Annotated in this window: 13 protein-coding genes; 5 read left to right on the top strand and 8 right to left on the bottom strand. The window is 68.8% G+C overall.

Translation table 11 applies throughout. The features are described 5' to 3' along the window. Positions 1 to 3 precede the first annotated feature (3 nt). Together ACWDSI_RS09875 and ACWDSI_RS09870 are read right to left on the bottom strand one after the other, a co-directional pair. Positions 4 to 735: a hypothetical protein gene (locus ACWDSI_RS09875; RefSeq protein ID WP_449756428.1), complete on the bottom strand. Its 732-nt coding sequence runs from the start codon at positions 733 to 735 to the stop codon at positions 4 to 6. Positions 736 to 878: 143 nt separating this feature from the next. Further along, entirely contained in the window at positions 879 to 1571 is a 693-nt protein-coding gene (locus tag ACWDSI_RS09870) for a carbonic anhydrase (protein WP_449746897.1), read from the bottom strand. On the opposite strand from ACWDSI_RS09870, the gene ACWDSI_RS09865 reads away from it, so the two are divergent. Further along, the gene (locus ACWDSI_RS09865) at positions 1570 to 2481 is read left to right on the top strand and encodes an A/G-specific adenine glycosylase (protein WP_449756427.1); all 912 of its coding nucleotides are present in this window, start codon (positions 1570 to 1572) and stop codon (positions 2479 to 2481) included. The genes ACWDSI_RS09870 and ACWDSI_RS09865 overlap by 2 nt on opposite strands. 87 nt (positions 2482 to 2568) lie before the next feature. After that, a complete protein-coding gene (locus ACWDSI_RS09860) occupies positions 2569 to 3762 on the top strand; it encodes a hypothetical protein (protein ID WP_449756426.1) in 1194 nt (397 codons plus the stop codon). Between the two features lie 34 nt (positions 3763 to 3796). On the opposite strand, the gene ACWDSI_RS09855 is transcribed toward ACWDSI_RS09860, so the two are convergent. Then, on the bottom strand, positions 3797 to 4654 hold the full coding sequence (locus ACWDSI_RS09855) for an alpha/beta fold hydrolase (RefSeq protein ID WP_449747009.1): 858 nt from the start codon (positions 4652 to 4654) through the stop codon (positions 3797 to 3799). A 68-nt stretch (positions 4655 to 4722) separates the two neighbouring features. On the opposite strand from ACWDSI_RS09855, the gene mhuD reads away from it, so the two are divergent. The 3 genes from mhuD (at position 4723) to ACWDSI_RS09840 (ending at position 7298) form a co-directional block, all read left to right on the top strand. Next, on the top strand, positions 4723 to 5031 hold the full coding sequence (mhuD, locus tag ACWDSI_RS09850) for a mycobilin-forming heme oxygenase MhuD (RefSeq protein WP_449746894.1): 309 nt from the start codon (positions 4723 to 4725) through the stop codon (positions 5029 to 5031). A gap of 52 nt (positions 5032 to 5083) precedes the next feature. Continuing rightward, complete coding sequence (locus tag ACWDSI_RS09845) at positions 5084 to 5701, top strand: LON peptidase substrate-binding domain-containing protein (RefSeq protein WP_449747008.1); 618 nt, start codon at positions 5084 to 5086, stop codon at positions 5699 to 5701. 94 nt (positions 5702 to 5795) lie between these two features. Next, positions 5796 to 7298, top strand: coding sequence for an aldehyde dehydrogenase (locus tag ACWDSI_RS09840; protein WP_449756425.1), 1503 nt, complete (start codon positions 5796 to 5798; stop codon positions 7296 to 7298). 33 nt (positions 7299 to 7331) lie between these two features. Here ACWDSI_RS09840 and ACWDSI_RS09835 read toward each other — a convergent pair whose 3' ends face one another. From ACWDSI_RS09835 to ACWDSI_RS09815, 5 genes are read right to left on the bottom strand one after another with little or no spacing between them, the layout of a single operon-like run. Further along, positions 7332 to 8018 (bottom strand): hypothetical protein, encoded by a 687-nt coding sequence (locus tag ACWDSI_RS09835; protein ID WP_449756424.1) that lies wholly within the window; start codon positions 8016 to 8018, stop codon positions 7332 to 7334. Beyond that, positions 8018 to 8830 carry a hypothetical protein gene (locus ACWDSI_RS09830; RefSeq protein WP_449756423.1) on the bottom strand — a complete coding sequence of 271 codons (813 nt, stop codon included), beginning with the start codon at positions 8828 to 8830 and terminating at the stop codon, positions 8018 to 8020. Before ACWDSI_RS09830 ends, ACWDSI_RS09835 begins: the two co-directional genes overlap by 1 nt. After that, on the bottom strand, positions 8827 to 10251 hold the full coding sequence (locus ACWDSI_RS09825; protein WP_449756422.1) for an MCE family protein: 1425 nt from the start codon (positions 10249 to 10251) through the stop codon (positions 8827 to 8829). The genes ACWDSI_RS09830 and ACWDSI_RS09825 overlap by 4 nt, the downstream gene beginning before the upstream one ends. Continuing rightward, complete coding sequence (locus tag ACWDSI_RS09820) at positions 10248 to 11480, bottom strand: MCE family protein (protein WP_449756421.1); 1233 nt, start codon at positions 11478 to 11480, stop codon at positions 10248 to 10250. Before ACWDSI_RS09820 ends, ACWDSI_RS09825 begins: the two co-directional genes overlap by 4 nt. Next, entirely contained in the window at positions 11480 to 12751 is a 1272-nt protein-coding gene (locus ACWDSI_RS09815; RefSeq protein ID WP_449756420.1) for an MCE family protein, read from the bottom strand. The genes ACWDSI_RS09820 and ACWDSI_RS09815 overlap by 1 nt, the downstream gene beginning before the upstream one ends. Position 12752: the final 1 nt, after the last annotated feature.

Genomic DNA, 12752 nt, shown 5'->3' with positions numbered 1-12752 from the left:
CGATCAGGGCTGGGCGGGAGCGACCACGTTGAAGGTGATCGGCGCCGATTCCTTCTCGCCGATCTTGCCGATGGCCTGATACGAGCCCGGCGGCACCTGCACCCGCGGCTTGTCGCAGCCGGGATTGCTGGTGGTCCCCGACCAGGTGATGGTGTCCTTGACCTGCTGCTGCGGCTGCAACACCACGTTGTTGACGGTCTTGAGCGGAGAGCAATCCTGCGCCGACCACAGGGTGCGTGTTCCGTCGAGGGTGCGCACCACCACGTTCTGCGCCGCCTTGCCCACGTCGCGGGTGCATGCGGTGAGGCCGGCGTTGGTGGTCACGATCGTGAAGACGGGCTGATCACCGGTGGTGTAGGTGGGTTTGTCGGTGTAGAGCACCACGGCGACGTTCTGGTCGGGGCACAGCGCCACGCCGTTGGCACCGGCGGGCGCGGGGGCACCGGGCGATCCCGGGGGCACCGACACGGACTCCGACGCCGGGGTTCCGCCGCCGCCGTAGGAACCGCCACCCGCGGGCGCCTCCGACGACTCCGACGCCGGTTCCGATGTCGTCGTGGTGGTCGAGGTCACCGCGGAGTTCGCGGCGGTGTTCGACGGGGAGTCGTTGCTACCCGAGGTGGTCCAGATGATCAGTCCGACGACGAGGGCGAGCACAGCCACCCCGACGCCACCGGCGACGATACGGCGTCGCCAGTAGATCTCGGGTGGAAGTGGGCCGTGCGGTTCGATCACGCGTCCACGCTAACGGCCAGCTTCCGACGCCCGGCTCACCCCGATCGGCGTGTCGCCGAAGAAAACGGGCCTGACCGGGGCAAAGTCTAAAGTTCGGGTTCAGGCCCGGGCCGGTCGCCGGTCACGACCACACGGCCGTCGGATCACGCGGACTTGGCGCTACCGACCTCGTGATGTCCGTGGTGATCCACGTGCACCGGGTTGACGTCACCGGCATAGCCCTGGCCGATGTCGCCGTACGAACCGCGAAGCTGGATGGCACCCTCGCTCAGCGCGTAGGTCAGGCCGACGATGGCGAGCTTCCCGTTGGCCACGCGGTCGGCGATGATGCGGCTGCGCTGCATGAGCAGTCGCCCGGTCTCCACCACGTGCCGTGCCTCGAATTCGTCGACGCGGGTCAGTCCCTCGCTGCGGCCGGCGAGGATGCTCGGGGTGACCCGCTCCACCACGTCGCGGATGTAGCCGCCGGGAATCTGTAGGTCGTCGAGCGCGTCGAGGGTGGCCTTCACCGCCCCGCAGCTGTCGTGTCCGAGGATCACGATCAGTGGCACCTCGAGCACCTCGGCGGCGTACTCGAGCGAACCGAGGACCGCGGAGTCGATCACGTGTCCGGCGGTGCGGACCACGAACATGTCGCCGAGCCCCTGGTCGAAGATGATCTCGGCGGCCAGACGCGAGTCCGCGCAACCGAAGAGCACCACGTGCGGGTGTTGGCCTGCGGCGAGCCGGGCGCGGTCCTCGATACCCTGACTGGGATGTTCAGACACGCCTTCGACGAATCGCCTGTTGCCTTCGCGCAGCACGTCCCACGCCTTTTTCGGGGTCAGTCCGATCATGGGGACTAGTGTGCCATCGCAAGCGCTACTCGGCTGGTTCGATCGCCACGAACGCGATCTGCCGTGGCGCCGCGAGGGCCTGTCCGGATGGCAGATCCTGATCAGCGAGATCATGTTGCAGCAGACACCGGTCGCGCGGGTGATCGCACCGTGGACCGATTGGGTGGGCCGCTGGCCGGTGCCGTCGGCGATGGCCGCCGAGACCCCCGGCGAGGTGTTGCGTGCGTGGGGAAAGCTGGGCTACCCGCGGCGGGCGCTGCGGCTGCACGAGTGCGCCCGCGTGCTCGCCGACGAGCACGACGACGCGGTGCCCGACGACGTGACGACGATGCTGACCCTGCCGGGTATCGGCGACTACACGGCACGCGCGGTCGCGTGCTTCGCCTACGGCCAGGCGGTCCCCGTCGTCGACACGAACGTCCGGCGCGTGATCGCGCGTGCGGTGCACGGCCGCGCGGAGCCCGGCAATCCGTCGCGCACGGATCTGACCGACGCCCAGGCGCTGCTGCCCCGCACCGGAGACGGTGAGTATGCGCCCGCCGCGCCCCGCTTCTCGGCGGCTCTCATGGAGTTGGGGGCACTGGTGTGCACCGCCCGCAATCCCGACTGCTCGGCCTGCCCGCTGACCGATTGCGCCTGGGTACGTGCCGGCCGCCCCGCCCATGCCGGAAAACCTCGGCGGACGCAGAAATTCGCGGGTACCGATCGCCAGGTGCGCGGACTGTTGCTCGACGTGCTGCGCGGCACCGACGCGGCGGTGGACCGGGCCCAACTCGACGTCGTGTGGGCAACCGATGTGGCACAACGTGATCGGGCACTCGACTCGCTGCTGGTGGACGGTCTGGTGGAACTCACCACCGACGGTCGATTCTGTCTGGCCGGCGAAGGAGATCGACGTCGCGTGGATTGATCCCGATGCCGAAGTCGTCACCGTTGCCACCCGGTCGGTTGATCGTGGTCTTCTCCAGACCCCGCGAGCTTGCTAGCGTGTCTGCTCATGACTGAGCCGCCGAATGATTCGACGCCACCCTCACCCGAATCCGATCCGCAGCAGCCGACACCGCCGCCCGCTCCGGGGCAACAGCCGCCCCAGTACGGATCACCCCAGTACGGCGAACCCCGGTACGGATCACCCCAGTACGGCGAACCCCAGTACGGATCACCCCAGTACGGATCACCTCAATACGGGTCACCTCAGTACGGCGCACCGGGCCAGCCGACTCCCCCGCAGCAGCCCGGCACCCCGCCCGGACCACAGCAACAGCCACCCCAGTACGGCACGCCCCAATACGGCGAACCCCAGTACGGCACGCCCCAATACGGGGCACCCCAATACGGCACACCGGAATACGGCGCCCCCGCCCCGGGCAGCGTCCCGCCGGGAAGCGTGCCTCCCCCGCCGCCGTATCAGGGCGCGCCGGCTCCCGGCTACGGCGCCGCGCAGCTTCCGCCCGACACCTTCAGCGTCGGCGAGTCGTTCGGGTGGGCGTGGAATCAGTTCAAGGCCAATCCCGGTCCGATGATCCTGCCCGGCGTGCTGATGCTGATCGTGGCGGTACTCGCCGCGGTTCTCGGCGCCACGGCCACGTCGTGGGCCGGCACCTCCACCACCGAGACGTACTCCAACCCCTACGGCGCCGACCTCACTTACACCACAACATCATTCGGTGTCGGCGCGACCATCCTGCTGATCATCGTCGAGATCCTCGTGTACCTCGTGGCGATCTACATCCAGGCGAGCATCGTCTCCGGTGCCGTGCGCGTGGCCAACGGTGAGCCGGTGTCGGCGAAGTCGTTCCTGGTGCCGATCCGCTTCGGTCCGGTGCTGGCCACCGCGATCCTGGTCGGCATCATCACCGGTATCGGCTATGCGCTGTGCGTCATCCCGGGCATCATCGCCATCTTCTTCCTGCAGTTCGCGGTGCTCGTGACCATCAGCGAGTCACTGTCGCCGGGTAAGGCGATGGGCCGCTCGGTCGACGTGACCAAGAATCGCGTCTCCGATTCGATTCTCACGCTGCTGGTGACCTGGGCGACCATGCTCGTCGGCGCCATCGTCTGCGGTATCGGTCTGATCGTCGCCGCGCCGCTGGCCGGCCTGTTCCAGGTGCACGCGTTCCGCCGGATCGTCGGCGAACCGGTCGTCCCCGCACCGGGTCCCGCCGCGCCCCCGGCAGCAGGCATCCAGTAGCAGCAGGCATGCAGTAGATCGGTCCCAGTAGGGATCAGTCCCTGTCCGGCAGACCGGACAGAAACGCCTCGACCGCCCCCCGGTACAACTGGGGGGCGTCGTCGTGGACGAGGTGTCCGGCACCGGCGGCACGCAGGTACTGCGCATGGTCGTTGACCGAGGCCATCTTTCGCATCTGGGCGGGCGGGGTCACCGAGTGTTCGGCCTCGATCAGCAGCGTCGGTACCGCCACGGCGCGCCATTGGTCCCAGAAGTCGCGTCGGCCCCATTCCTCGGCGATCGCCGCCCAGACGGGCAGCCGACCGTGCAGGTGCCCGTCGTCGAACGCCTCGTAGAAGTAGCGCCCGGCCACCGCGCCGAACATCTCCTCGGCCTGTTGCCGCGACTCGAAGCGCTCCGGCCACGAATCGAACCAGGGCGTCCAGCTCGCAGTGGTGCGGCCGCGGAAGTCCGGTGCCATGTCTTCGAGCACGAGTGCACTGACGAGTTCGGGATAGTCCGCGGCGGCGCACCACGCGTGCAGCGCCCCCATCGAATGGCCCACCAGCACAGCAGGTCCCAGGTCGATCCAGGTGAGGATCTCCGCCAGATCCCCGACGAAGCGCTCGGTGGACAGTTCCGCGTCGTCGGCGGGTTCGGGTGCATCGGCACCGGTGTGATACGCCGCGTCGAAGGTGAACACCCTCCCGTATCGGCGCAGCCACGGGATCTGACGTCGCCAGGTGCGGCCCCGGCCCATCAGCCCGTGCAGCAGGACGATCGGGCCGACACCGAGTCCAGCGAACGTGGCGGTCGCCTGGTCGGCGTCGGCAACGCGATCGGGCGCGGGGCGCTCACCACCCCGCGTGTCGGGGCCACCGTGGTCGAGCAGCCCGGTGGCGGCGGAAACCATCGCTGTCACAGCTCACGAGGTTAGTGCAGCCACCATCGCATCGCGGTGAGGCCGATAGGGTGGGCGCTATGGCAGTGGTCAAGATCAACGCAATCCATGTCCCCGAGGGCGCGGGCCCCGAACTCGAGAAGCGGTTCGCCCACCGCGCGCACTCCGTCGACGGCTCCAAGGGCTTTCTCGGCTTCCAGTTGCTGCGCCCGGTCAAGGGCGACGACCGGTACTTCGTGGTGACCCAGTGGGAGTCCGAGGAAGACTTCCAGGCGTGGGCGGCCGGCCCGGCGCGCGAGGCGCACGCCGGTGAGCGCGCGAAGCCGGTCGCCTCGGGTGCAGACCTCCTCGAGTTCGAGGTCGTGCTCGACGCCAAGCCCTCCGCCTGACACAGACGCCCTCGGCAACGACCGCGCCGTGGACGGCATCACAACGGAGGCGATGTTCCCGCTCGGCACCGTGTTGCTGCCGGGTGAGGAACTGCCGCTGCGCATCTTCGAGCCCCGCTACCGGCAGATGCTGACCGATTGCCTCGACGGTCCGCGGCGCTTCGGCCCCCCGCGCTTCGGTGTCGTGCTGATCGCTCGCGGTTCGGAGGTCGGCGGCGGGGATGTGCGCCACGATGTGGGCACCTTCGCGATGATCGACGAGGTGGCGCGCGAACCCGACGGAGAGGCCCTCCTGACCTGCACCGGTGGCGGGCTGTTCGAGGTGATCGAATGGTTGCCCGACGACCCCTATCCGCGGGCACGGGTCCGCTCGCTGCCGGGTCGGCGGGGCACGGCCGATGACCGCGATCGGCTCCTGGCCATCGGCGCGACGATCCGCGAGGTGATCGGTGAGGCGTACGCGCGTCGCGGCGCGGACCTGCCGGCGGCGATGCCCGCCTTCGACGCCGCCGACCTCGACGAGGTGGGTGTGTTCGGCTGGGCAGCGCGGCTGCCCATCGGACCGGCCGACCGTCAGTCGCTGCTGGAGGCACCTGATCGTGCGAGTCAGGTGCTCGTCCTGGCCGACGCGGTCGACGGCATCGCGGCGCGGGTGCGTTTCGGCAACTGAACCCTGCCGACCCCCTGCCGCAGAGTTAGAACGTGTTCTAGTATCGGTTGTGCCGCAGTTCACATCTGCCGCAGTTCACAACCGAGGAGCATGGATGACCCAGACCGTCGAGTCCCGACCGTCGAGCGACCAGTCCCCGCCCAGCGAGCAGACCTCGCTCTACATCGGCGGCCGCTGGGTGGCGCCACATTCCACCGAAACCCTCGAGGTGTACTCACCGGCCACCGGACAGCGCGTCGGATCGGTGCCGCTGGCCGACGACACCGACGTGGACACCGCGGTGCGCACGGCGCGCGCCGCCCTGGACTCCGGGGTGTGGGCCAACACCCCGCCCGCCGAACGCGCCGACGTGCTCGACCGTGCCGCCGCGCTCATCGAGGAGCGCACCGCACAGATCACCGGGATCGTGTCGGCCGAAATGGGCGCGCCACCGAGTGCGGTGACGACGCTGCAGCAACTCCCCGGGACCGGCGTGCTGCGTGCCTACGCCAACGCCGCTCGCGACTACGCCTGGCAGGAGTACCGGACGGGCATGTTCGGCACCACCCGGGTGACCCGGGAACCGGTGGGCGTGGTCGGCGCCATCACGGCCTGGAACGTGCCGTTGTTCCTCGTGTGCAACAAGTTCGGCGCCGCGCTCGCGGCGGGCTGTTCGGTGGTGCTCAAACCGGCGCCGGAAACGCCGCTCACCGCGAACCTGCTCGCCGAGATCTTCACCGAGGCCGGTGTTCCGGAGGGCGTGATCTCGGTGGTTCCCGGCGGTCCCGACACCGGCAAGGCGCTGGTGGCACACCCCGACGTCGACAAGATCACGTTCACCGGCTCCACCGCGGCGGGCAGGGTGATCGGCGCGGCCTGCGCCGAATCGCTCAAGCGGTGCTCGCTCGAACTCGGCGGAAAATCGGCGGCCATCGTGCTCGACGACGTCGACGTGAACAACATCGCCATGATGGTGTTCCTCGGGCTGTTCAACACCGGCCAGGCGTGCGTGGCGCAGACCCGTGTGCTGGTGCCACGCAGCCGTGAGGACGAGATCGTCGCGGCGATGGTGACCGCCGCGCAGGGCATGAAGGTGGGCCTGCCCGACGACCCCGAAGCGCAACTCGGTCCGGTGATCAGCGAGAAACAGCGCACCAAGATCGAGGGCTACATCGAGGCGGGCAAGCGGGCCGGGGCCACCGCGGCGCTGGAGGGCGCCCGACCGGCCGGCCTCGACGACGGCTACTTCCTCACGCCGACGATCTTCCGCGACGTCACCAACGACATGACGATCGCCCGTGAGGAGATCTTCGGCCCGGTGCTCTCGGTGATCGCCTACGACGACGTCGATGAGGCCATCTCGATCGCCAACGATTCCGACTACGGCCTGGCCGGCACGGTGTGGACCTCCGACGTCGAACGCGGGATCGCCATCTCCGAGAAGATCCGTACCGGCACGTTCGGCATCAATTTCTACGCCATCGACCCCGGTTCGCCGTTCGGCGGCTACAAGAACTCCGGCATCGGCCGCGAATGCGGTCCGGAGGGTCTGGAATCGTTCGTCGAACACAAGTCGACGATGCTGCCGCTGGGCTACGAGGTGAGCCCCCACGACTGAGCGCCGAATCGGCGCGAAGAACCCCCGGGCGGGTCAGGGCGCCGGCATCGTCGACGAGGACGGTGCCGGCGCCCCCGTCTGTGGGCCCGGCTGTGGGCTGGTGGGTGCGGCGGGTGCCGAACCCGGTGCGGGTAGCGGGATGGCTCCCGGCGGCGGCGTCTGGGTGCGGGAGATACGGCTGCGGAACGAGTCGTCGGTGATGACGTCGATGGTCTCGATCAGCCAGCGGCCGTCACGCCGGACCATCGAGAAGGTCAACCGGCTCGGGTCCACCCGGACGAGTTCCTTGCCGTTGCGGGTAACCGACTGGTTCATGAAGATCAGCACGGTAGACGTGTCGCGGGTGTTGGCGACCACTCCGGCATCCTGGATCACCGCCTGCGACACCACACGCTGCTTGCGCACACCCTCGACGAAGTCGTCGGAGGAGTCCGACAGCGGCTTGGCGATGAGTTTGTCGTACTCCGACTTGGCCGATCCGGTGACCGCTTCCTTCGACCGTTGGACGTGGTCGGCCACGTTCACCGGGTCGTAGCCGAACATGGTGGTGGCGTAGTCGCGGGCCGCCGCGAGCGACGTGGCGCGTGCGGTCTCCACGCTGCGGGCGTCCCAGTAGCGGAAACCGAGGATTCCGGCCGACGCCAGCGAGGCGACCACGAGTAGCCCGAGAATCGCGCCGGTCAGCCATCGACGCCCGATGCGCGCGGTGAGGGCGGCCATCAGGTGACCCACTCGAAGTCGGTCATCTTGAGGTCCCCGTTGATGCGGGTGATGTCTATCCGCCACCGGAACGTCTGCACCACCAGCTCCTGCTTGGGGTCCTGGGGCTGCATCTCCCAGCCGTAGACCAGGATCACCGATCCCTCGTCGGGCGTCGAGCGCGTCACCGCATCGCTGATGATCTGCGAACTCACCGTTTGCTTCTGGTCACGGATGAGGCTGACCACCTGTGCCATCGACTGCCGGATACGTTGCTGGGCTGCCCCGCTCGTCTTGTCCTGCACGGTTTGCAGCGCCTTGTCGACGTTGCCCGGGTTGAGCGAGGTGAGGTTGATCGTCATCTGTCGCGCGAACGCCGAGTACTCCGCGCGCAGCTCGTTGCGGTGGTCGATGCGGGCGGTACCGACCGCGAACAGCACCGACGCCACCGTCGCGGCCACGATCACCACCACGGCGGCGGTGACCGCGAGGATCGGGCCGAGCGCACGGCTGCGCGACACCCGGGCCGTGCGCGTGACCGGCGCCCCGGCCTGCCTGCGCGCCCGCCGCTCGCGGTAGCTCAGCCCGGCGTCGACCGTGCCCACTTCCCCGTCGACCGTGCCCACTTCCCCGTCGACCGTGCCCGGATCCTCGTCGACCGTGCCCGGATCCCCGTCGAGCGTGCCCACTTCCCCGTCGACCGTGCCCAGATCCCCGTCGACCGTGCCCGGCTCGGCTGTCGCGGGCGTCTCCGGTACCGCCCGATCGGGTTTGCGTTTGCGGCGCAGCGGAGCCGACCGCACGGGTGTGGCGCCGGTGGCGCGCCCGGTCACCGGCCCACTCCGTCGGTGATCAGACTCTGCCACGTGCTGTCTCGTCCCTGCTCGTTCCGGCCGGTCCCGGCGTTGTAGGTCTTTCCGTCGGGGCCGATGAAATCCCCCGACTCCGGATCGTACGTGGTGCCGTACACGGCGGGTCCGGGCTCATACGACGACGGCGATCCCGGTGTGGTCTGGCCGGTGGGCGCCGGGATCACCCCCGGGATGCCGTTGGGGAACGGCACGTTGTTGTTCGACAGCGGCTTGTAGCCCTCCCGGCACCCCTCCGGCGTGGCCGCACGACGCCCCGGGAACTCGGCGCACGGGAAATTGCGGGCACCGCGCACCGCGATCGACGAATCCTGCGGCAACCGGCACAACAGTCCCGGCGGCAGATCGCGGGCGGTCTGGATCGCCGGGGAACGCCACTGCGATGGTGGCAGGAAGCCCACCGTGCACGGCGGCGGATCCTGCAGACCCAGCGAGAACAGGACACTGGGACCGTACTCGGGCGACCCCGAGTTGACGGCGGTGAGCAGCGCACTCATCAGCCGCGGATAGATCACCAGCACCTGCTGCAGATTGGGCAGATAAACCGCCAGCGTCTTCGACGCCACCCCGAGGTTGCTGATCAGCATCGGCAGGGTCTGATCCATCGCGGCGAACAGCTGCTGCGACACCGCCGCCGTCGTCGGCCCCTTGGTGAGGATGTCGGTGATCTCCGGGTTGTTCGCGCGCAACTGGTCGGTCACCTTCATCACGTCCGACGTCCAGGCACGGATCGCTCCGGCGGTGGCGGTCTGCGTGGCCAGCAGCGGACCGGCCTGTTCCACCAGGTCGATGGTGACGTCGACGTTCTTGGTGGCGTCGTCGACGAGCAGCGTCATCGAATCGAGGAGCCTGCGCAGGTCCTCACCGGTGCCGTTGAACGCCCCGAACGCCTCGTCCATCACGTTGCGCAGCTTCGTGTCGCCCACCTTGGCGAGCAGCGCGTTGGCCTGGTCGAGGACCGACGAGATCTCCACCGGGATGTCGGTGCTGTGCACCACCGATCCGTCGTGGAGGTGGCCGCCGTCGCCGTTGGCGCCCGGGGGCGGCGTGAACTCGACGAACTGTTCACCCACGGCCGACTGGCTGCGCACCGAGGCCCGCGACGACGCGGGGATCTCGGTGCCGCTGCGGATCGACAGTGTCGCCGCGACACCGTCGGGCGTCAGTCGCACCTCGCTGACCTTCCCGACGTTGACGCCGCGGAAGCTGACGTTCGCGTTCTTATAGAGGCCGCCGGTGCTCGGCAGCAGCAGCTGCACCTGGTAGCGGCCCACGCCGACCATCGCGGGCACCCGCACGTAGTACACGGCCATCGCCACCACCGCGATCACGGTGACGATGGTGAAGATCGTCAACTGGATGCGCACGAAACGGGTGATCTTCATCGGCCACCGGCCTGCGTAGGCGGGGTTTGCGCGCCGCCGGGAACCAGGGGCGATGTGAACGGGTCGAGACCACGTTTGGCCGCCCCCGCCGGTGCCCCGGCCACGGCCTCGGGGCTGACCAGTCCGCTGGTCATCAGGATCGAGCTCTTGAGTTTGTTCACCGTCAGGTCGAGCACCAGGTCGGAGTTCACATAGTCGCCCTTGACGATGTCCGGGATGGTGTCCTCCAGGAACGGGAAGGTCAGCAGGATCCGGAGCGAGGACGGCAGCGCCGGGCCTGCCGCCGCCAGCCCGCCGAGCGCGGGGTTGAGGTTGGCGACGATGGTCTTGATGTCCTCTCTGTTGGCGTCGAGGACGTCGTTGGTGGTCGCCGACAATTTGCCCAGCGACACCAGGGTGGCGACGAACTTCTCCCGTTCGTCGTTGAGCAGGCGGAGGATCTGCGGGCCGTCGGCGAGCGCCTTCTCCACGGTGGGGGCCTGCTCGTTGAGGGTGCCGGTGAGGCGGTTGAGACCGTCCATGGCCGCGATGATGTTGTCGGTCTGTCCGTTGAGGTTGGTGACCAGCGTGTTGAGCCGGGGTATCAGCGCGCGGATCGACTTCGCGTTGCCGCCGAGGATTTCGCTCAGTTCGTGGGTGACGTCGCCCAACTGCGACAATCCGCCGCCGTTGAGCACCACCGACAGCGCACTGAGTACCTGTTCGGTGGTCGGGAAGGCGCACTGGGGAACCTGCTGTGCGGAGTTGATGTCGGCGACCGGGGCCGCGCCGCCGGGTGACGGAATGTTGTCCTGTTCCGGGCAGTTCGGCAGCGGGATCTGGTCGCCGGCGCGCAGATACCCCTGGCGGGGGCGCGGTGGCGGCACGATCGACAGATGCGTGGACCCGAGGACGCTGGTCATCCCGACCATCACGTACGACCCGACGGGCACCTTGACGCCCGGGTTGAGCCGGATGGGTACGTTCGCGTGCCAGTCGGGGCCGACGGTGACGCGCCCGACGCTGCCGACGGTGACGTCGTCGATCATGACGGGCGCGTTGTTGGTGAGCCCGGACGCGGTCGGGATCACCGCGCTGATCTGGTAGCTGCCGTTGTCGGTGCCCTGGGCGCCGGGCACCGGCAGACTCGACGCCCCGGAGAAGCCACACGCCGACGCGATCAGGGCCACCGCGACCAGCGTCAGGCCCAGCCGGACGCGGTCGGCGCGCCGTGTGCCACCGGGTTGCATCAGCCTTCACCTCCCCACGGCACGAGCAGCGCGCCCAGCGGCCCGTTGCCGCGGCGGGTCTGCGCGTCCTGGTCGCGGATGCCCTGCTGCGCGCGCGCCTTCACGTCCGCGTTCTGATAGGTGATCTGGCTGGGCAGCGCGCTGATGCCGACGACGGGATCGGAGAGGAACGGCGGATAGGCCACCGCGATGTTCGACAGCAGGGGCGCGAGGACGTCGACGCATTTGGCGACGTCGGCTTCGCTCTGACCCGGGCGGTTGTTGGCCTCCATGGTGCCGCACAGCAGGGTGATGAGGTTGTTGCCCATGCCGAGGCCGAACACCCCCGACAATGCGCCGGTCAGGGGGTTGTAGATGTTGTAGAAGTTGGCCAGCTGGTTGGGCGCCGAGTGCAGCAGCCCACGCAGCTTTTCGTCCTTCTCGGCGAGGATGCGGGTGGTGGTGGCCAGGCCGGCGACCGAGGAGGTCAGCGCCTGCTTGTTCTGGGCGATGAAGGGCTGGACGTCGGTCATCGCCGAGTCGAGGTTGTGCATCGCCCCGTCGAGGGCGGTGGTGTTGTCGGCGAGGACATCGTTCACCGACGCCATCCGCCCGTTGAACTGGACGAGTTCCTCGTGGCTCGTGGAGAGCGCGTCGGTGAGTTTCTGCAGGTTGCGGATGGTGGCGAAGAGGTCGTCGCGCCCCGATGACAAGGTGGTCAGCACATCGGACATCTCGGTGATCGAGCTGTTGATGGCCGGCCCGTTGCCCTCGAGGTTCGCGTCGGCGACGTCGATGGCCCGCGCCGCCGACCCCTTGTCGGCGCCGTCGGGGCCCACCGCCTTGGTGAGTTCGCCGAGCTGGCGCTTCACGTCGTCCCACTCCATCGGGACGGCGGTGCGTTCCATCGGGATTGCGGCCCCGTCGCCGAGTTGCGCTCCGCCGGCGTACACCGGGGAAAGCTGGATGAACCGGCCCGACACGAGGCTCTGGGCGACGATCACCGCGCGCGCGTCGGCGGGGATCGGCGTGGATTTGTCGACCTCGAGGGTGACCTTCACATCGCTGGCGCGCGGGGTGATGGTGGCCACCCGGCCGACGTCGACGCCGATCACCCGGACCGGATCGCCCTGGTAGAGCCCGTTGACCGACGCGAAGTAGGCGGTGAACGTCTTGGTGGTGGCCCGGCCGTAGGCGGCGTAGCCGAGCACCGCGGCCACCACCAGCGCCACCACCAGCGCGGCGATCGTCCACGATTTCCGGCTCAGACTCACCGACGGTCGCATCGCCATG

This window comes from Gordonia sp. NPDC003429 (genome assembly GCF_053588575.1).
This window is presented reverse-complemented; position numbering and strand designations above follow the sequence as displayed.

Bases quoted from the DNA above. Each gene is read 5' to 3' on its own strand.
- ACWDSI_RS09865 (WP_449756427.1), top strand. From the start codon at position 1,570: ATGGGGACTAGTGTGCCATCGCAAGCGCTACTCGGCTGGTTCGATCGC.
- ACWDSI_RS09870 (WP_449746897.1), bottom strand. From the start codon at position 1,571: ATGATCGGACTGACCCCGAAAAAGGCGTGGGACGTGCTGCGCGAAGGC.
- ACWDSI_RS09860 (WP_449756426.1), top strand. From the start codon at position 2,569: ATGACTGAGCCGCCGAATGATTCGACGCCACCCTCACCCGAATCCGAT.
- ACWDSI_RS09855 (WP_449747009.1), bottom strand. From the start codon at position 4,654: ATGGTTTCCGCCGCCACCGGGCTGCTCGACCACGGTGGCCCCGACACG.
- mhuD (WP_449746894.1), top strand. From the start codon at position 4,723: ATGGCAGTGGTCAAGATCAACGCAATCCATGTCCCCGAGGGCGCGGGC.
- ACWDSI_RS09845 (WP_449747008.1), top strand. From the start codon at position 5,084: ATGTTCCCGCTCGGCACCGTGTTGCTGCCGGGTGAGGAACTGCCGCTG.
- ACWDSI_RS09840 (WP_449756425.1), top strand. From the start codon at position 5,796: ATGACCCAGACCGTCGAGTCCCGACCGTCGAGCGACCAGTCCCCGCCC.
- ACWDSI_RS09835 (WP_449756424.1), bottom strand. From the start codon at position 8,018: ATGGCCGCCCTCACCGCGCGCATCGGGCGTCGATGGCTGACCGGCGCG.
- ACWDSI_RS09825 (WP_449756422.1), bottom strand. From the start codon at position 10,251: ATGAAGATCACCCGTTTCGTGCGCATCCAGTTGACGATCTTCACCATC.
- ACWDSI_RS09820 (WP_449756421.1), bottom strand. From the start codon at position 11,480: ATGCAACCCGGTGGCACACGGCGCGCCGACCGCGTCCGGCTGGGCCTG.
- ACWDSI_RS09815 (WP_449756420.1), bottom strand. From the start codon at position 12,751: ATGGCGATGCGACCGTCGGTGAGTCTGAGCCGGAAATCGTGGACGATC.